We start from the raw sequence: 17,248 nt of genomic DNA, 5'->3' as shown, positions 1-17,248 counted from the left end.
TTGAAAATCGCGGCCCGGGAGACGGCTTCAGCTCCCGGCCACCGTCATGCGGTCGATCAGCACCGAGCCGACGGTCTTGGCGCCGTAGTTGTAGGCGTCGGCGCCGACGGCCTGGATGCCCTTGAGCATCTCGCGCAGGTTGCCGGCGATGGTGATCTCCTGCACCGGGTAGGCGATCTGGCCGTTCTCCACCCAGAAGCCGCTGGCGCCGCGCGAGTAGTCGCCGGTGACGTAGTTCACGCCCTGGCCCATCAGCTCGATCACGAACAGGCCGGTGCCCAGCTTGCGCAGCATCTCGTCCAGGTCGTCGCCCGGCCGCGTGAGGCGCGAGGACAGCGTCAGGTTGTGCGAGCCGCCGGCGTTGCCGGTGGTCTTCATGCCCAGCTTGCGCGCCGAGTAGGTGCCGAGGAAGTAGCCCTGCACCCGCCCGCCGTCCACCACCTTGCGCGGCTGCACGCGCACGCCCTCCTCGTCGAACGGCGACGAGCCCTTGCCGCGCGGCACGAAGGGGTCTTCGTCGATGTCGATGTGGTCCGGAAACACCGGCTGGCCCAGCGAGTCGAGCAAGAACGAGGTCTTGCGGTACAGCGCGCCGCCGCTCACCGCCTGCACGAAGCCGCCCAGCAGCCCGGCGGCCAGGGGCGACTCGAACAGCACGGGGCATTCGCGCGTAGCGATCTTGCGGCTTTTCAGGCGGCTGAGCGCGCGCTCGGCGGCGTAGCGGCCCACCGCCTCGGGGCTGGCCAGTTCGCGCGCGTCGCGCATGGAGCTGTACCAGTAGTCGCGCTGCATGCCGTCGCCCCTGCCAGCGATCGGCGCCACCGAGATGCTGTGGCGCGAGCTGGCGTAGCCGCCACGAAAGCCGTGTGTGTGGGCGGCGAAGAAATGGCTTTGCTGCGCCGACACGCTGGCGCCTTCGCTGTTGGTGACGCGCCGGTCCACCGCGAAGGCCGCGCGCTCGCAGGCCAGCGCGATGCCGGCCGCCTGCTCGCTGGTGATCGGCCAGGGGTGGAACAGGTCCAGGTCGCGGGATTCGGCGGCGGTGGCGATGTCGGCCTCGTCGGGCAGGCCAGCCGCCGGGTCCTCGGCGGTGAAGCGCGCGATGTCGTAGGCGGCCTGCACCGTGCGCTCGATGGCCGCGCGCGAGAAGTCGGAGGTGCTGGCGTTGCCGCGCCGCTGGCCCAGGTACACGCTCACGCCCAGCGACTTGTCGCGGTTGCGCTCCACCGTCTCCAGCTCGCCCTTGCGCACGCTCACCGACAGGCCCGTGCCCTCCGACGCCTCGGCGCCGGCATCGGTGGCGCCGAGCTTCTTCGCGTGCTGGATCGCCGTGTCCACGAGGTCTTCGAAGAAAGCGCGGGAATAGCTGAAGCCCGCCTGGGGCTGGTGTGCGGGGAGAGAGGAACTCATGGTGGCGGCTATCATACTTGTCGACTTTTCAACTCCTCACGCATGTCCCGGAAACCCAAGAGAGGCTACTTCGTGCGCGGCCAGTTCGTCGCCGAAGGCAGCGAGATGGACCTCGAACTGAAGCGCGAGCAGCGCGGCGAAGTCCCCAGCAAGACCGAGCTGAAATCGCACAGCGCCGAGCTGCAGGCGCTGGGCGAGCAGTTGCTCGCGCTGCGCGCCGACCTGCGCGAGCCGCTGGACCTGCCGGCGCGCCTGATCGACGCGCTGCAGGAGTTGGCGCGCATCAAGGACTTCGAAGGCCGGCGCCGCCAGAGCCAGTTCGTCGGCAAGCTGATGCGCCTGCTGGACGCGGACCAGATCGACGCCATTCGCGCCGCGCTGGAAGTGCAGCGCAAGGGCTCGGCCGCCGACACCCTGCGCCTGCACGCCGCCGAGCGCTGGCGCGAGCGCCTGGTCGAGGACGACGCGGCGGTGGGCGCCTGGGTCACCCAGTTCCCGGCCACCGACGCGCAGCAGTTGCGCGCCCTGGTGCGCCAGGCGCGCAAGGACGCGCCGGCCCCCGCCAGCGCGCAGCAGGCCCTGTCCACCGGCCAGGCGCCGCGCCAGGGCCGGGCCTACCGCGAGCTGTTCCAGTTGGTGCGCGACGCGCTGGCGCAGGCCGAGGACAGCGCGCCCGAAGTGCAGCCCATCGACGCCGAGGACGCAGGCTACACCGACGACGGCCGCGCCGGCTGAGCGCCGGCCGCTCCTGATTTGATTGCAACCAAGCCATGAGCCAGACCTTCGACGCGGTGCGGATCGGCATCGTCTCCATCAGCGACCGCGCCTCCACCGGCGCCTACGAGGACCAGGGCCTGCCCGCGCTGCAGGACTGGCTGGGCCGGGCGCTGAAGAACCCGCTGGCCTTCGAGCCGCGCCTGATCCCGGACGAGCAGGACGTCATCAGCCGCACCCTCGTCGAGCTGGTGGAGGCCGGCTGCGCGCTGGTGCTGACCACCGGCGGCACCGGCCCGGCGCCGCGCGACGTGACGCCCGAGGCGACGCTGGCCGTGGCCGACAAGGAGATGCCCGGTTTCGGCGAGCAGATGCGCCAGATCGGCCTGCGCTTCGTGCCCACGGCCATCCTGTCGCGCCAGGTGGCGGTGATCCGTGGCCGGAGCCTCATCATCAACCTGCCCGGCCAGCCCAGGGCCATCGCCGAGACGCTGGAGGGGCTGAAGGACGCAGCCGGCCGGCCCGTGGTGCACGGCATCTTCGCCGCCGTGCCCTATTGCATCGACCTCATCGGCGGGCCGTACCTGGAAACGCACGACGCGGTGTGCCAGGCGTTCCGCCCCAAGTCGGCGGTGCGGCCGCCGCGATAGACCGGCCGACTGGCGGGGCTATTTGCCCACCAGCTCGTTCAGCTTGTCGGCCGAGAAGCGCTCTTCCTTCGCCGCGTCGCACGGCACGCAGTCGGGGTCGAGCTTGCAGGCGAGCTTCTCGACCGCCTGCCACAGCAGGGCGATCTGGTGCTCCTGGCTGGCGGTGCCGTCGATCAGGCCGCGCAGGGCCTGGCTGACGGGGTCGTCGTTCTGCGTCACGCCGTAGGCCGAAAAGCCCATCTTGGCTGCCACCTCCTCGCGCCGTGCGTCGGTCTCGGCGTGGATGATGCGCGCCGGGTTGCCCACCGCCGTGGCGCCGGCCGGCACGGGCTTGGTGACCACGGCCGACGAGCCGATCTTGGCCCCGTCGCCCACCACGAAGCCTCCCAGCACCTGCGAGTTGGCGCCCACGATGACGCCCCGGCCCAGCGTGGGATGGCGCTTGGCGCCCTTGATCAGCGCGGTGCCGCCCAGCGTGACGCCCTGGTAGATGGTGCAGTCGTCGCCGACCTCGGCCGTCTCGCCGATCACCACGCCCATGCCGTGGTCGATGAACACGCGCTCGCCGATCTTCGCGCCGGGGTGGATCTCGATGCCGGTGAGGAAGCGCCCCCAGTGCGAGACCCAGCGCGCCAGCCAGTGCCAGCCGGCGGTCCACAGCGGATGCGCCAGGCGGTGCAGCACCAGGGCGTGGAAGCCGGGGTAGGAGAACACCACGTCCCACACGCTGGGCGCGGCGGGATCGCGCTCGAGGATGGCCTGGGCGTAGGAGCGGATGCGGTCGAACATGGTGCGGGCGAGTCTAGCGCGGCGGCTGGCCGGCCGCCGGTGCCGTCGGCGCAACCTCGTCCGCCGCGTGGGCACGCTGCATGGCGCGGGCGATGCCGCGCAGGATGTGGATTTCCTCCGCGCTCGGTTGCGCGCGGTTGAAGAGCTGGGCCAGGCGCGGCATCAGCTTCTTGGGCGCGGCGGGGTCGAGAAAACCGATGTCCGCCAGCGCCCGCGCCCAGTGCGCCAGCAGGCCGGCCACCTGCGCGGCATCGGCCGGCCGGTGCGCCGGCACGCCGGCCGGCGGCCGGGCCGCCCAGCCCCCGTGGTGCGCGTCCAGCGCCAGCCGCCAGTCGTAGGCGATGAGCTGCACCGCCGCCGCGATGTTGAGCGAACCGTAGGCCGGGTCGGTGGGAATGCTGAGGGCGACGTGGCAGCGGTACACGTCGTCGTTCTTCATGCCGTAGCGCTCGCTGCCGAACAGGAAGGCCACGCCCTCGGGCGGTGGATTTTGAGCGTTTGCGGCCTCCAGCCCGCTCGGGTATTGCGCCGGCAGCTCATTATTCAATAGCAAATCGAAGTATTCGCGCGGCGCGCGCGTGGGCGGGCCGAAGTCGCGCGGCGTCATCGCCGTGGCGCACAGGTGGGTCATGCCGTCCAGCGCCTCGTCCAGCGTGGGCACGGCGCGGGCGCGCGCCAGCACGTCGGTGGCGCCGCTGGCGCGCTCGATGGCCTCGGGGCGGCTCAGCACGTCGGGCCAGCGCGGGGCGACCAGCACCAGGTCGTCGAAGCCCATCACCTTCATGGCGCGCGCCACGGCGCCCACGTTGCCGGCGTGGCTGGTCTCGATCAGCACGAAGCGGGTGCGCACGGGGGTCATGGCGGCGATTGTCGCCGGGCGGCTAACATCGGCGGCTTTCATCCGACCTCCCCGCGCCATGACCACCGACACCATCGCCGCCGCCACGCTCACCACCCAGGCCAACGTCTATTTCGACGGCAAGTGCGTCTCCCACGGCTTCACCCTGGCCGACGGCTCGCGCCAGAGCGTGGGCGTGGTGCTGCCGGCCACCCTGACCTTCACCACCGGCGCGGCCGAGACCATGGAATGCGTGGCCGGCTCGTGCGAGTACCGGCTGGCCGGCAGCGATGAATGGCAGCAGTCCGGCCCCGGCGACACCTTCGCCATCCCGGCCAATTCGTCTTTCGACATCCGCGTGGCCCAGGCGTACCACTACATCTGCCGCTACGCATAGAACGCATGTCCGCCGCCGCCGACCCCAGCCTGATCGATTCGCGCACCGCCGCCTGGCGCCTGGCCACCACGCTGGGGCTGGTGGCGCTGGGCAACAGCAGCATGTACGTGGTGTCGGTGGTGCTGCCCGCCGTGCAGGCCGAGTTCGGCGTCGGCCGGGGCGCGGCGTCGCTGCCGTACACGCTGATGATGCTGAGCCTGGGCCTGGGCGGCATCATGATGGGCCGGCAAGCCGACCGCCACGGCATCGCCCGCGTGCTGCAGGTGGGCGCGCTGGCCGTGTGCGCCGGCTACCTGTCGGCCGCCGCGTCGGGCAGCGTGTGGAGCTTTGGCGCCGCGCACGCGCTGCTGGGCTTTCTGGGCGGCGCCGCCACCTTCGCGCCGCTGATGGCCGACACCACCCTGTGGTGGCACAAGCGGCGCGGCATCGCGGTGGCCATCTGCGCCAGCGGCAACTACGTGGCCGGCGCGCTGTGGCCGCCGCTGGCGCAATGGGGCATCGAGCACTTCGGCTGGCGGCCCACCTACATCGCGCTGGGCCTGGGCTGCGGCCTCGGCATGGCGCTGCTGGCCCTGCGCATGCGACAGCGCCCGCCCGCGCAGCCGACCGAGGCCGCTGTGGCGGCGGCGGGCCACGCCCCGCGCGCCTCGCCCTACCCGCCCGAGCGCCCCTTCGGCCTGCCGCCCGCGCACGCGCAGGCGCTGCTGTGCCTGGCCGGCGTGGCCTGCTGCGTGGCCATGGCCATGCCGCAGGTGCACATCGTGGCCTACTGCACCGACCTGGGCTACGGCGCCGCGCAGGGCGCGCGCATGCTGTCGCTGATGCTGCTGTGCGGCATCGCCAGCCGCCTCGTCTCGGGCCTGATCTGCGACCGCATCGGCGGCATCCGCACGCTGCTGCTGGGCTCGGTGCTGCAGGGCGTGGCGCTGCTGATGTTTCTGCCGTTCGACGGGCTGGTGCCGCTGTACGTGGTGTCGGCCCTGTTCGGCCTGTTCCAGGGCGGCATCGTGCCGTCGTACGCCATCATCGTGCGCGAGCACTTCGCCACCAGCGAGGCCGGCGCGCGCGTGGGCGCGGTCATCCTGGCCACCATGGTGGGCATGGCGCTGGGCGGCTGGATGTCGGGGTGGGTGTTCGACCTGACGGGCAGCTACCGGGCGGCGTTCCTGAATGGGATCGGGTGGAATCTGCTGAACATGAGCATTGCGGGGTGGTTGTTTTTCCGCACGCGGAGGGGGACGGGGCGGATGGTTGAGGCGGGGTGAAAGGCAACGCTGACGGTGCAATACCGAGATCGACCTAGTGCCTCCTTGCGAACGTTGAATTCAAAGCCAGATAGCTGTCGTACACAGGTCAGCGGTGATTACCGGCTTAATGACCACTAACGGTTTGATCCGATCTCACCTGGGTACTCTCGTCACATCACAACCCGTGGTTGCTCAGTGGGACGAGAAAGCCGTCGTCCACCCGGTTGACTACTACAAAAGCGGCGGCTCAAGATCAAAAATTGAGAAGAGCTGACATTCCCCGCGTTTACTCGCATGGCCTCTGCCCAACGGCGCCTACGGTTTGGCCTTGAGATAGTTGGCAGGAACGCGCTCTAGGTATTTCTTCATAACCCAGCCCGTGCGGTACTCCTCATGCAGCCAGTGGTAATACTCGATCTCAACCCATTTGCCGTCTTTTTCTATGGCTCGCACCACCTCATTGGGCATGAGCTTCCCCTCCACGGCTGATCCGTGTTCGGGTTTTAGACGGACAGTGGCAGGACGTTCACGCATGACAAAGCGCTCTTCGGGTTCCTGTGCTGTCTGAACCAAGGCTTTTTCAATCAGGACAGTGAGGGCCTGAATCTGCTGCGTCTGCACCTGCAAGGTGGCCGTGGTTTGCATTTGAAAGGCCTCCGTCTTGGCCTTGTCCTGCTGGCTCGAAATTTCCTGATAGAGGAAGAATAGGATGCCCAGCAGCAAGCTCACCAAAGCCACTGCATCCGATTGTTTGCGACTGAGTAGCCCTCTCTCGGGCTTCTCAGCAGGCTCGTGCATGGAGCCGTCTGGCTCGATGCCCAGCAGGGCCAATTGCTCTTGGATGCCATCGGGTCCCAGCGCCTTTGCCAAAGCGGCTGCTGAGCCCCAATCGATGGTGGGCAACGCGACATTACCAAGCTGGTCCTGAAGCTCTTTAAATGAGCCTACGATGCCTAGAATTTCATTAGGCACCGTCCACTGCTTGTTGATGTGCTCGAAGTCTTTTAGGTAGCTCTGGATGCTGCGACCCACACCCAGGTCTTCAAAAAGCCTCTTCGTCTGAGCCCGAGAGTCCTCTGCCTGCTGTGCCAGCATCTGGGCCACCGACCCAATGCCCAAAGGCCGCTCCGCAATCTCTTTCGCGTAGTCGCGGACGGAGCTGCCTTCCGTGAGCTCCTTGATGAACTGCTGCGTGGAGGTGTCCCCCAGAACGCTTTTGCGAATGTCGGCCATCGGATCGAACATCTTTCGCATCTGCTTCATCTGGACACGCTCGGACTCCTGCCAGGATTTAAAGGCAGACTCAATGGCAGAGCTAGGCCCCAAGAGGTCTTGGTACTGCTGGGCAATGAACATGGCAGGCGATTGCAAGGCTTTGAGTTCCTTCGCCACCTGTGCATAGGCTGAGCTCTCTGCAAGCTCTCGCACCTGCTTGCCGATGAGGTCGGTTTCGAGCATGGCCTTGCGCCAGGACGACCGCTCCTCTTCCATTCGGGCCATTTCGTAAGCAAGGGTGCCACCGAACGCGGCTGCTTTAATTTTCTCTAGTGCCAAGCTCACGGAACCATCTTCCTTACTGATTACTTGACGCACTGAATTTTCTAATTTTACGGGTGGGTACCGTTAATACCCTTCTCGATCCATGATTGGCTTCCAGATACGAGCCAGTCGCCTACGATCGCAAGTGGCCGAAACCCGCCAACCTCTACACCACCACCGGCTCCGGCTCCAGCCGAATCCCGAACCGCTCATACACACTGGTCTGAATCGCCTTCGCCAGCGTCATCACCTCGCCCCCCGTGGCCGGCCGCTCAGGCCCGCCGCGGTTGACCAGCACCAGCGCCTGCCGGTCGTACACGGCCGCGTTGCCCACGCTCTTGCCCTTCCAGCCGCAGGCGTCGATGAGCCAGCCGGCGGCCAGCTTGACGCTGCCGTCGGGCATGGGGTAGTGCACCACCTTGGGGTCGCGGCCGATGATGTCCTGGCACTGCTCGGGGGTGACGGTGGGGTTCTTGAAGAAGCTGCCGGCGTTGCCGATGACGGCCGGGTCGGGCAGCTTGGCGCGGCGGATGGCGACGATCCAGTCGTGGATCTGCCGCGCGCCGGGCTGGGTGATGCCGGTCTCCTGCATCCGGCGCTCCAGGTCCAGGTAGCCCAGCACGGGTTGCCACGCCTTGGGCAGGGCCAGGCGCACGCGCAGGATCAGCGCGCGGCCGGCCAGGCCCAGGCCGCCGGGCTGCGCGGGCGCGTGCTTGAACACCGAGTCGCGGTAGCCGAAGCCGCAGTGCGCCGCGTCCAGCGTGAACAGCTCGCCGGTGCGCAGGTCGATGGCGTCGAGCGAGTGGAAGCGGTCCTGCAGCTCGACCCCGTAGGCGCCGATGTTCTGCACCGGGCTGGCGCCGACGGTGCCGGGGATGAGGGCCAGGTTCTCCAGGCCGGGCAGGCCCTGATCCAGCGTCCAGCCGACGAAGTCGTGCCAGTTCTCGCCCGCGCCAGCCTCGACGATGGTGTGGCGCGCCGTCTCGCCGGCCACGCGGCGGCCGGGCACCTCGACCTTCAGCACCACGGGCTTGACGTCGCCCGTCAGCACGATGTTGCTGCCGCCGCCGAGGATGAACTTGGGCTGCGGCGCCAGCTCGGGCTGCGCCAGCAGCGCGCGCACGTCGGCCTCGCCGCGCACCCGCACCAGCGCGCCGGCGCGCGCGGCGATGCCGAAGGTGTTGAGCGGCTGCAGGGGCACGTTGCGTTCCACGATCATGGGAGAATTGTCGCATTCGTCATTCGTTCAATCCGACAGCAAAAGGTACCCATGCCCTCCTTCGACACGGTCTGCGAACCCGACATGGTGGAAGTGAAAAACGCGGTGGAGAACGCCGCCAAGGAGATCGGCACGCGCTTCGACTTCAAGGGCACGTCCGCCGCCATCGAGCTGAAGGACAAGGAGATCACCGTCTTCGGCGACGCCGATTTCCAGTTGCAACAGGTGGAGGAAATCCTGCGCAACAAGCTGGCCAAGCGCAACGTGGACGTGCGCTTCCTGGACAAGGGCGCGGTGCAGAAGATCGGCGGCGACAAGGTCAAGCAGGCCATCAAGGTGCGCAACGGCATCGCCACCGAGGACGGCAAGAAGATCCAGAAGCTCATCAAGGACAGCAAGCTGAAGGTGCAGGCCGCCATCCAGGGCGACGCGGTGCGCGTCACCGCGCCCAAGCGCGACGATCTGCAGGCCGTGATGGCGCTGGTGCGCAAGGAGATGGCCGATCTGCCCTTGTCCTTCGACAACTTCCGGGACTGAGGAAGCGGGCCACCAAATCCTGGTGGGCCGCCGCGGTCAGCGCGCTGCCGACCAGTTCACGCTCGCCCGGCGTCGACGGGCGATTTCAAGGCCAAATCTGGCCTTAGCCGGCGCCGGTATTGGGTCTGTAGCTACTATTAATATAGCAATATCGTCAGCGCTGCGCGGCGGTCACCACCACCTCGATGCGCCACGCCGGGTCGGCCAGCGCCGCCTGCACGGTGGCGCGCGGCGGCGCGTGGCCGGGGGCGGCCCAGTCGTCCCACACCTCGTTCATCGCGCCGATGTCGGCGATGTCGGCCAGGAAGATCTGCACGCGCAGGATGCGCGCCTTGTCGCTGCCGCAGGCGGCCAGGTGGGCGTCGATTTGCGCCAGCACGTCGGCGGTCTGGCCGCGGATGTCGGTGGCGCCGCTCTCGGGCACCATGCCGCCCAGGTACACGATGCCGTTGAACACGGCGGCCTCGCTGTAGCGCCGCGACACGCACAGGCGGGTGATGGTGCTGCTCATGGCTTCTTCGCTCCCAGTTTCGATTCGGTGCCGGCCAGCAGGCGGCGGATGTTCTCGCGGTGGCGCACCAGCAGCAGCACGCCCATGGCCGCCATGGCCAGCGTCTTGGCGCCCGAGGCGGCCCACCCCACGCCGTCGCCCAGCAGGTAGTAGGCCGGCGCGAACACCGCCGCCACCATGGACGCCAGCGACGCATAGCGGAAGAACATGGCGATGATGAGGAAGGTGGCCAGCGTCGCCACGCCCAGCCACGGCTCGAAGGCCAGCAGCACCCCCGCCGCCGTGGCCACGCCCTTGCCGCCATGGAAGCGGAAGAACACGGGCCACAAATGTCCCAGGAAAGCCGCTACGCCCACCAGCGCCTGCGTGCCCTCGCCCAGCCCGTAGGCCGGGCCGAACCACTTGACCAGCATCACCGGCAGCCAGCCCTTGGCGGCGTCGAGCAGCAGCGTGACGACGGCCGCCGCCTTGGAGCCGGAGCGCAGCACGTTGGTAGCGCCGGGGTTGCCGCTGCCAAAGGTGCGCGGGTCGGCCAGGCCCATGGCGCGGCTGACGATGACGGCGAAGCTGAGCGAGCCGACCAGGTAGGCGGCCAGGGCCGCCAGCAAGGGGCCGAGAGAGTTCACGGGTTACTCCTGAATCAATAGCTGTCCGCGATGGATCGGCGCGGACCAGATGGCTATTTTGCCAGTGAACCCGGATGGGGTACGGCCGCCATGGCGGCCATGCTCACTCGATGCGGATCGGCTCGCCGTTGAGGGTAGCGCCGGGCAGCAATTCGCTCAGCCATTCCTTGCCCTCCGCGCGCTGAAGACTACGCACCGGCAACCCGGAACCCTTGGCCACCCAATTAATGACATCGCTGTCAGTCCCGATGACTTGGGTCCAGACCTTGCACGTGGTGAACGTACCCGCCGGCACCGTGACGGTCTCCTGGCCCAAGTAGGTTTCCGTCCAGTGCTCGGAAAGCTGAACCGGAGGCACGCTTCCGGTCGGACCGCCGGTGGCGGAAACCGTGCCCTGCAACTCGAGAGCATAAGACTCGCCGACACCCAGCGCCAGCGCCCTGAACCCGACAGGCGGCTCGTACACCGTGGTGATCACCACATCGGGAATGCCTTGGCCGAGCACCGTGGGAATCACCATGCCATAGCGGAAAACGGTCGATTCCGCCAGGCGCTCATAGAGATATTGAAGACCGCTCCTCGTCGGTTGTCCCGCCGGCTTTATCGTGGTCTTGATCTCGTGCTCCACCGACCCGGCATAACCATTGAATTCGGCTTCGCGCTTGACGGCATGCTCCCAGAGCGACTCCCCGTTCTCGGCCCCGCTGTTCCGTACCTCGTACGAGTACACCGTGCCCACCTTGTGAAGGTCTGGGTTGACGCAATCGCGCCCTGACCCAGCCTGGGATGCCGGCCCTGGTGCAGGTGCAGGTGCAGGTGCAGGTGCAGGTGCCGGGGCGGGTGCCGGACTGGGGGCGGGGGCGGGAGCCGGTGCACCCGACGGCGGCGGCGCCGAATCCGATCCATCGCCATCGCCATCGCCGCCGCAAGCCGCCAGCGTGGCGACGACCAGCGCCCCCAGCAAGGTCATCTTTCCATTCCTCATTCTCGGTTTCCTCTTTTTGTCTTGAATTCCAGCTTCGGATTTCCGCCCAGCAGGCCTCGGCGGCGCCAGGTTCTTCAGGATGTCATCAATTCGGCTGAACAACTAGATTGAGGACACGCAGGCACGGCGGATGCCGGCGCTCAGCCAAGTCCAAGTGAATAGCCTCATTTTTTCTCCTTTTGTTTCTGACAGAACTGTTCTAAAGTTTTTTCAACTGCCCGACAAAATACTTTTCTTGGGGTGGAAACCCACCTCCGGCCGCAAGCGTTTATCGGACACGCACGGCATGAGTACCGCCGTTTCGTTGAAAGGCTGTCCAGGGTCGGCAATACCGCCAAAGAAGGCTGTTTCCCCGACGCCAAGCGTCTGCGATGCAAGCATGCGACCCAACCCCAAAAGAAAGGGACTGCATGGCGCTTCTCAGGGAGCCTGGTTCAGTTGTCCAGCGCAATCCAGCCGCCGTCACGCTTGACAAAGCGGCCCTGGGTCGCCGCGCCGCTGCGCATCATTCCTTCGATGGCCGGCGAGTTGCTCGCCATGTTGCTGCCATAGCCCATGACGTAGTCGCACAGGTAGCCGGCCTTGCCCTGCGCCTTCTCGCACGCGATCTTCTCGAAGCGCGTCAGCTTGAACTGCGGCGCGCGCGCATTGCGCCCGCCATTGGTCACGCCACCGCCGATGCCGTACGCGAGGCACTGCATCGCCAGCACCGGATCGCCCTGGCCGCGGTTGTATTCACGGTTGTTGCAGCGCTGCGCCGTTTCGTCGGCGCCGGCGTTGACGTTGCCGAACTTCGCCTCGATCGCCGCCCGCATCTGGGCCTCCGAGGGCTCCGCAAGCGCTGTTTGCGCGACGGCCAGGCCGACACACAGCAAGAGCAGCCGGCCGCAGCGTGCTGGCGCCCATGTTTTCCATCCGTTCGTCATTTCAATCCTCCAAGTTGATGACATTGAGATCGGCCAATTGCGGGCACGGCAGCCAGTTCATGTTGCTGGCCTGGGTCTTCGTTCCCAGCTCGACGATGCGCGGCGACCCCTCCTGACTTTCTGTATCAGGACGTATTCTGCATCGAGAATTTACAATTGATCAAGTTTTTTTGACTGACTATCTGTCAACCCATCGCCACCATCCCCACGATGAACACGGTGAGCGAGCAGGAAGGCTTCAGTCAGCGCCTTCGCCAGGCGCTCGATCAGGCCGGCTGGAAAGCGCTGGGTGCGTCGGGGCTGGCACGGGAATTCAACCTGCGCAGCGAGCGCGGGATCACATTGCACGCGGCACGCAAATGGCTGATTGGCGAGGCCATTCCCACTCAGGCACGCATCCAGGTGCTGGCCCAGTGGCTGCGCGTGCCGGCCGAATGGCTGCGGTTCGGCGAAGGCTCAGCCAGCGCAGCGGCCCCGGCAACTGGCGACGTGGCGGCTGCGCGACAGGCGCTGGTCGAGGACATGGACCGGCTGAACGCCAGGCAGTTTCAGTTGGTGCGCGAACTCGTCGCCGTGCTGCTGGGCGACGATCGGCCGGCGCGGACCGACGCCTGAGCCGCTACAGCTCGATCGCGCACTGCACGGGCTTGGCCCCCAGCAGTTGCATGCACACCCGTGGCTCGATGCCAATCAGGTAACCGCGCCGCCCGCCATTGATCGCGATGCGCGGCAGATCGAGAACGGTCGATTCGACGTACACCGGCATGGCGCGCCGCGTGCCGAAGGGTGAGGTGCCGCCCACCAGGTAGCCGCTGTGGCGGTTGGCGACTTCGGGCTTGCAGGGCTCGACCGACTTGGCGCCGATCTGGCGCGCCAGGTTCTTGGTGCTGACCTTGCGGTTGCCGTGCATCAGCACGATCAGCGGCCGGGTGTCCTGGTCCTGCATCACCAGCGTCTTGACCACGCTGAAGGGGTCGAAGCCCAGCACCTCGGCGCTGTGTTCGGCGCCGCTGTGCTCGACGTATTCGTAGGGGTGCTCGGTGAAAGCGATGCCGTGCGCGCGCAGCAGCGCGGTGGCCGGCGTTTCGCTGACGCGGACGGGCTTGGCCACGGGCTCAATTCGCGGGGTCGCGCAGCTCCAGCCGGATGGCGTCCACCGCCGCCAGGATCTCGGGCGACAGTTGCACGCTCCAGGCGTCCAGGTCTTCGTCGAGCTGCGCCATGGAGGTCACGCCGATGATGGTGCTGGCCACGCGCCAGGAGCGGTAGCAGAAGGCCAGCGCCAGTTGCGTCGGCGTCAGGCCGTGGCCGTGCGCCAACTGGTTGTAGCGGCGTGCGGCCTCCAGCGCGGCGGGGCGGCCCCAGCGCTGGTTCTTCATGCGGTCGAACAGGCTCATTCGGCCGCGCGGCGCGTCGGCGGCGTGGATGCCGGTGGCGTCGTACTTGCCCGTCAGCAGGCCGAAGGCCAGGGGCGAATAGGCCAGCAGGCTCACGTTCAGGCGGTGGCAGGTCTCGTCCAGGCCGTTGTCGTAGGTGCGGCTGATCAGGGCGTAGGGGTTCTGCGTGCTGGCGATGCGCGGCAGGCCGTGCTGCTCGGCCAGGCGCACGAATTCGTGTACGCCGTAGGGCGTCTCGTTGGACAGGCCAACGTGGCGCACCTTGCCGGCGCGCACCAGCCCGGCCAGGGCGTCGAGCTGCTCGCGGATGGGGGTCTGCGTCACTTCCTTGGCCGGGTCGTAGTACAGGCCGCCAAAGGCGGGCACGTGGCGCTCGGGCCAGTGGATCTGGTAGAGGTCGATGACGTCGGTCCGCAGGCGCTTCAGGCTGGCGTCGCAGGAGGCCACGATGTCGGCGGGTGTCAGCCCCAGGCCCTGGCGCACCCAGGGCATGCCGCGCGAGGGGCCGGCGACCTTGCTGGCCAGCACGATGCGCCCGCGCAGGCCGGGGCGCCGCGCCAGCCAGCGGCCGATGATGGCCTCGGTGGCGCCGTAGGTCTCGGCGCGCGGCGGCACCGCGTACATCTCGGCCGTGTCGATGAAGTTGACGCCGCGCTCGATGGCGCGGTCGAGGATGGCGTGGGCGTCCGGCTCGCCCACCTGCTCGCCGAAGGTCATGGTGCCCAGGCAAATGGGGGTGACGCGCAGATCGCTGGCGCCGAGGGTGAGTGTGTTCATCATGGGCGGCAAGTCTAGTACGCCGCCCTGCCCGTCCGCCGCCGCGCCGGGCCTCAGGCGGCCGACTGGACGCCGGGGTCGGCCCACGCCCGCCGGTGCCAGTCGGAAGGCGACAGTCCGAAGCGCGCCCTGAACAGCTTGCTGAAGTCCGACTGATCCGCGAACCCGCAGCGCCACGACAGCGCGCCCACGTGCAGCTTGCGGTCCTGCTCGATCAGCGCCCGGGCGCGCTGCATGCGCAGTTCGCGCAGCGTGCCCATCACCGTCTGGCCCTGCGCAGTGAACGCCTCGTACAGCCGCGAGCGCGAGCAGCCCGCGCCGCGCGCGATGGCGGCGGCGTCGAGGTCGTGGCGCTGCGCGTGCTGCGCCATGAAGCGCAGCGCCGCCGCGTGGCGGCCGGCGTGCAGGCTCTCGGTCGGGTCGGGCAGGTCGACGCCCGCGCCCTGGCGGCCCAGGTTGCGCAGCGTCAGCAGCGCCAGGGCGCGCGTGGCGTCCAGCAGGCCGGCGTATTCGGTGGCGTCCACGGCGTCGCTCTGGCCCAGCAGCAGGGCCATGTGGTTCATCTGGCTGGCCAGCGCCGGGGCCAGCGCGCATTGCGCCGTCAGCAGCAGGGTGCGGGGCTCGCGCCCCAGCGCGGCGGCCACGTCGCGGCGCGGCAAGGTCAGGAAGACCTGGCGCGCGCCCTGGCCCCAGCGGAACGCGCCCGCCTCGCGCGGAGCGCACAGGCTCAGGGCGCCCGCCCGCTTGCGTGGGTAGGCGTCCGGCAGCAGGTCGCCGGACTGCATCAGGGTCAGCGCCACCATGTCGTCGGGCTGCGCGCGGTGCGAGCCGGTGCGCATCTCGTAGGCCGACGAGCGCGTGGTGCCCAGGGTGCAGGCGTCGCTGGCCAGGATGGTCAGCTCGGCCTCCAGCGGCACGTCGGGCGCGGGGCGGAAATCCACGTAGCGGTGGGCGATGTCGCTCCACGCCTCCCTGCGCACGGACGGCTCCAGGTCGCCGGTGTGGAAGTGGGCCAACAGGGGTGTCGGCTGGGAAGACAGCATGCGCCGAATTATAGTTACAGTCCGATACTCGGGACGCATTCCCTCAACCTGGGATGCCGGCCCCGAACATGGCCCACGGCCGGCAAATATCTGTATCTAGACTTTTCAGAGCCCCGCCCGATCTGTCGATAAACAAAGTATTTAGGCCTCCAGCGCTTGCCATGAAAGCACGGACAGCTATTAAAACAAGAGCATCTCAAGAACCGACATCATGCGCCATCCTTCCTGGAAATCCCTCATGTTTGCCGCCGCGCTGCTGGCCTGCGCCAGCGCCCACGGGAAAAACCGGAGACCGTCATGAAAGACCTGCGCATCCCTTTGCCACGCCGCCGCCACTTCATGGCCGCTGCCGCCGCCAGCTGGGTCCTGCCCGTGCTGGCGCAGCCCCAGCCTGCCGACAAGATGGAGCGCGGCAGCACCCGCGTGGCGGGCTTTGCCAACGCCGAGATGGACTACCAGCTGATGCGCCAGTTGGGCACGGCGCGCTACGGGGGCGCCTCGGTGGGCGAGTGCCTGGCGCTGGCGCAGCGCATACAGAACGGCATCCCGGCCAGCTGGGTGACGGAGTTCGCCGCCGCTGCCCAGCGCCAGGAGGCCGACGCCCAGGCCCGTGCCCAGCGGGGCCACGCCGTCAGCGCGCGTGAGCAGTACCTGGTGGCCTGCAACAGCTACCGCGCCGCCGAGTACTACTGCGGCGTGCTGGATCCCGAGCACGCGCGCCTGGGCCGCAAGAGCCGTGAATGCTTCCTGGCCGCCCTGCGTGGGCAGGGCGGGGACGTGGAGGAAGTCTTTCTGCCCTTCGGCGGCACACCACTGCCGGCGTACTACGTGCGCGCGCCCGACCCACACAACCTCTACGGCAGGCTCAGACGCCGCGGCAAGACACTGCTGCTCATCAGCGGCTACGACGGCACGCTGGAGGAAACCTGGCTGTCCTACGGCCGCGCGGCGCTGGAGCGCGGCTACCACCTGCTGCTGTTCACCGGTCCGGGGCAGATGGACACGCTGCGCTTCGACCCAGGCATGCACTTCATCCCCGAATACGAGCACGTGGGCCGGCTGGCGCTGGACCACGTGCTGGCGCGCCGCGAGACCGACCCGCGCCGCGTGGCGCTGATGGGCATCAGCTTCGGCGGCTACTTCGCCACCCGCATCGCCGCGCACGAGCCGCGCGTGCGCGCGCTCATCGCCAACTCACCCATCATCGACCTGCACGCCTACATGGCCTCGTTCGTCGGCTTCGACCCCGCCCTGCTGCCCGATGCCGAGGATGTGCGGCTGGAGGACATCGACCACATCCCCGATAGCGCCATCCCGGCGCAAACGCGCGAAATGATGCGCAACCTGATCGTGCGCCTGGGCCAGGCGAGCCTGCGCGGGGCCTACCAGCACCTGCGCGACTTCCGGGTGGATGACGCCCGCCTGCGCCGCATCCGCTGCCCGTCGCTGGCCCTGGTCGGCACCGGCGAGGGCGCCGAGCCGCTGGCCCAGTCCGAGCGCTTCGTGCGCGCCGTCGGCGGCCCGGCCTGGCGCCACGTCTTCACCGCCGAGGAAGGGGCCGAAGGCCACTGCCAGACCGGCAACCTGGCCTATTCCGCCGCCGTGTCGATGGACTGGCTCGACGAGCTTTTCGGAGCCTGAAC

The 17,248-nt window shown here is 68.2% G+C and carries 19 protein-coding genes; 7 read left to right on the top strand and 12 right to left on the bottom strand.

Features of this window, described 5'->3' with window-relative positions; genetic code table 11:
• Window positions 1–27: 27 nt before the first annotated feature.
• On the bottom strand, window positions 28–1,410 hold the full coding sequence (gene pmbA / locus IPG65_RS13495) for a metalloprotease PmbA (protein ID WP_293190409.1): 1,383 nt from the start codon (window positions 1,408–1,410) through the stop codon (window positions 28–30).
• A gap of 42 nt (window positions 1,411–1,452) precedes the next feature.
• Between pmbA and yjgA the strand changes: the two genes are divergently transcribed.
• Both yjgA and mog read left to right on the top strand, forming a co-directional pair.
• Entirely contained in the window at window positions 1,453–2,145 is a 693-nt protein-coding gene (gene yjgA, locus IPG65_RS13490) for a ribosome biogenesis factor YjgA (protein ID WP_293190407.1), read from the top strand.
• A gap of 35 nt (window positions 2,146–2,180) precedes the next feature.
• The gene (gene mog / locus IPG65_RS13485; RefSeq protein WP_293190405.1) at window positions 2,181–2,774 is read left to right on the top strand and encodes a molybdopterin adenylyltransferase; all 594 of its coding nucleotides are present in this window, start codon (window positions 2,181–2,183) and stop codon (window positions 2,772–2,774) included.
• A gap of 18 nt (window positions 2,775–2,792) precedes the next feature.
• Here mog and cysE read toward each other — a convergent pair whose 3' ends face one another.
• Entirely contained in the window at window positions 2,793–3,563 is a 771-nt protein-coding gene (cysE, locus tag IPG65_RS13480) for a serine O-acetyltransferase (RefSeq protein WP_293190403.1), read from the bottom strand.
• Between the two features lie 13 nt (window positions 3,564–3,576).
• A complete protein-coding gene (locus IPG65_RS13475; protein WP_293192964.1) occupies window positions 3,577–4,413 on the bottom strand; it encodes an RNA methyltransferase in 837 nt (278 codons plus the stop codon).
• A gap of 67 nt (window positions 4,414–4,480) precedes the next feature.
• On the opposite strand from IPG65_RS13475, the gene IPG65_RS13470 reads away from it, so the two are divergent.
• Both IPG65_RS13470 and IPG65_RS13465 read left to right on the top strand, forming a co-directional pair.
• On the top strand, window positions 4,481–4,798 hold the full coding sequence (locus IPG65_RS13470) for a pyrimidine/purine nucleoside phosphorylase (protein WP_293190401.1): 318 nt from the start codon (window positions 4,481–4,483) through the stop codon (window positions 4,796–4,798).
• A 5-nt stretch (window positions 4,799–4,803) separates the two neighbouring features.
• Window positions 4,804–6,063: an MFS transporter gene (locus IPG65_RS13465; protein WP_293190399.1), complete on the top strand. Its 1,260-nt coding sequence runs from the start codon at window positions 4,804–4,806 to the stop codon at window positions 6,061–6,063.
• Window positions 6,064–6,360: 297 nt separating this feature from the next.
• On the opposite strand, the gene IPG65_RS13460 is transcribed toward IPG65_RS13465, so the two are convergent.
• Window positions 6,361–7,605, bottom strand: a complete 1,245-nt coding sequence (locus IPG65_RS13460; protein ID WP_293190397.1) for a hypothetical protein — start codon at window positions 7,603–7,605, stop codon at window positions 6,361–6,363.
• A 145-nt stretch (window positions 7,606–7,750) separates the two neighbouring features.
• A complete protein-coding gene (murB, locus tag IPG65_RS13455; protein ID WP_293190395.1) occupies window positions 7,751–8,803 on the bottom strand; it encodes a UDP-N-acetylmuramate dehydrogenase in 1,053 nt (350 codons plus the stop codon).
• A 51-nt stretch (window positions 8,804–8,854) separates the two neighbouring features.
• On the opposite strand from murB, the gene IPG65_RS13450 reads away from it, so the two are divergent.
• Window positions 8,855–9,340, top strand: a complete 486-nt coding sequence (locus IPG65_RS13450; protein ID WP_293190393.1) for a YajQ family cyclic di-GMP-binding protein — start codon at window positions 8,855–8,857, stop codon at window positions 9,338–9,340.
• 154 nt (window positions 9,341–9,494) lie between these two features.
• Here the strand turns inward: IPG65_RS13450 and IPG65_RS13445 are convergent, their stop codons facing one another.
• From IPG65_RS13445 to IPG65_RS13430, 4 genes are all read right to left on the bottom strand, one after another.
• Window positions 9,495–9,851 (bottom strand): RidA family protein, encoded by a 357-nt coding sequence (locus IPG65_RS13445; RefSeq protein WP_293190391.1) that lies wholly within the window; start codon window positions 9,849–9,851, stop codon window positions 9,495–9,497.
• Complete coding sequence (gene plsY / locus IPG65_RS13440; RefSeq protein WP_293190389.1) at window positions 9,848–10,477, bottom strand: glycerol-3-phosphate 1-O-acyltransferase PlsY; 630 nt, start codon at window positions 10,475–10,477, stop codon at window positions 9,848–9,850. Before plsY ends, IPG65_RS13445 begins: the two co-directional genes overlap by 4 nt.
• Before the next feature lie 103 nt (window positions 10,478–10,580).
• Window positions 10,581–11,207, bottom strand: coding sequence for a hypothetical protein (locus IPG65_RS13435; RefSeq protein WP_293190387.1), 627 nt, complete (start codon window positions 11,205–11,207; stop codon window positions 10,581–10,583).
• A 689-nt stretch (window positions 11,208–11,896) separates the two neighbouring features.
• A complete protein-coding gene (locus IPG65_RS13430) occupies window positions 11,897–12,388 on the bottom strand; it encodes a hypothetical protein (protein WP_293190385.1) in 492 nt (163 codons plus the stop codon).
• 210 nt (window positions 12,389–12,598) lie between these two features.
• On the opposite strand from IPG65_RS13430, the gene IPG65_RS13425 reads away from it, so the two are divergent.
• Entirely contained in the window at window positions 12,599–13,003 is a 405-nt protein-coding gene (locus tag IPG65_RS13425) for a hypothetical protein (RefSeq protein ID WP_293190383.1), read from the top strand.
• A 4-nt stretch (window positions 13,004–13,007) separates the two neighbouring features.
• On the opposite strand, the gene IPG65_RS13420 is transcribed toward IPG65_RS13425, so the two are convergent.
• The 3 genes from IPG65_RS13420 to IPG65_RS13410 are packed head-to-tail and all read right to left on the bottom strand — an operon-like array spanning window position 13,008 to window position 15,605.
• The gene (locus IPG65_RS13420; RefSeq protein ID WP_293190381.1) at window positions 13,008–13,499 is read right to left on the bottom strand and encodes an aminoacyl-tRNA deacylase; all 492 of its coding nucleotides are present in this window, start codon (window positions 13,497–13,499) and stop codon (window positions 13,008–13,010) included.
• A gap of 4 nt (window positions 13,500–13,503) precedes the next feature.
• Complete coding sequence (locus IPG65_RS13415; protein ID WP_293192962.1) at window positions 13,504–14,562, bottom strand: aldo/keto reductase; 1,059 nt, start codon at window positions 14,560–14,562, stop codon at window positions 13,504–13,506.
• 53 nt (window positions 14,563–14,615) lie between these two features.
• Entirely contained in the window at window positions 14,616–15,605 is a 990-nt protein-coding gene (locus tag IPG65_RS13410; RefSeq protein WP_293190379.1) for an AraC family transcriptional regulator, read from the bottom strand.
• A 297-nt stretch (window positions 15,606–15,902) separates the two neighbouring features.
• Here IPG65_RS13410 and IPG65_RS13405 point away from each other — a divergent pair, with 297 nt between their 5' ends.
• Window positions 15,903–17,246: an alpha/beta fold hydrolase gene (locus IPG65_RS13405; protein ID WP_293190377.1), complete on the top strand. Its 1,344-nt coding sequence runs from the start codon at window positions 15,903–15,905 to the stop codon at window positions 17,244–17,246.
• Window positions 17,247–17,248 lie beyond the last annotated feature (2 nt).

Origin of the sequence: Ottowia sp. (genome assembly GCF_016703145.1) — a bacterium.
Classification (GTDB): domain Bacteria; phylum Pseudomonadota; class Gammaproteobacteria; order Burkholderiales; family Burkholderiaceae_C; genus Ottowia.
Note: the sequence above shows the minus strand (reverse complement) of the source record. Positions and strands in the feature narration are given on the sequence as shown.

Coding starts and splice junctions, on each gene's coding strand:
- pmbA (WP_293190409.1), bottom strand. CDS start 1,410: ATGAGTTCCTCTCTCCCCGCACACCAGCCCCAGGCGGGCTTCAGCTAT.
- yjgA (WP_293190407.1), top strand. CDS start 1,453: ATGTCCCGGAAACCCAAGAGAGGCTACTTCGTGCGCGGCCAGTTCGTC.
- mog (WP_293190405.1), top strand. CDS start 2,181: ATGAGCCAGACCTTCGACGCGGTGCGGATCGGCATCGTCTCCATCAGC.
- cysE (WP_293190403.1), bottom strand. CDS start 3,563: ATGTTCGACCGCATCCGCTCCTACGCCCAGGCCATCCTCGAGCGCGAT.
- IPG65_RS13470 (WP_293190401.1), top strand. CDS start 4,481: ATGACCACCGACACCATCGCCGCCGCCACGCTCACCACCCAGGCCAAC.
- IPG65_RS13465 (WP_293190399.1), top strand. CDS start 4,804: ATGTCCGCCGCCGCCGACCCCAGCCTGATCGATTCGCGCACCGCCGCC.
- murB (WP_293190395.1), bottom strand. CDS start 8,803: ATGATCGTGGAACGCAACGTGCCCCTGCAGCCGCTCAACACCTTCGGC.
- IPG65_RS13450 (WP_293190393.1), top strand. CDS start 8,855: ATGCCCTCCTTCGACACGGTCTGCGAACCCGACATGGTGGAAGTGAAA.
- IPG65_RS13445 (WP_293190391.1), bottom strand. CDS start 9,851: ATGAGCAGCACCATCACCCGCCTGTGCGTGTCGCGGCGCTACAGCGAG.
- IPG65_RS13430 (WP_293190385.1), bottom strand. CDS start 12,388: ATGACGAACGGATGGAAAACATGGGCGCCAGCACGCTGCGGCCGGCTG.
- IPG65_RS13425 (WP_293190383.1), top strand. CDS start 12,599: ATGAACACGGTGAGCGAGCAGGAAGGCTTCAGTCAGCGCCTTCGCCAG.
- IPG65_RS13415 (WP_293192962.1), bottom strand. CDS start 14,562: ATGAACACACTCACCCTCGGCGCCAGCGATCTGCGCGTCACCCCCATT.
- IPG65_RS13410 (WP_293190379.1), bottom strand. CDS start 15,605: ATGCTGTCTTCCCAGCCGACACCCCTGTTGGCCCACTTCCACACCGGC.
- IPG65_RS13405 (WP_293190377.1), top strand. CDS start 15,903: ATGAAAGACCTGCGCATCCCTTTGCCACGCCGCCGCCACTTCATGGCC.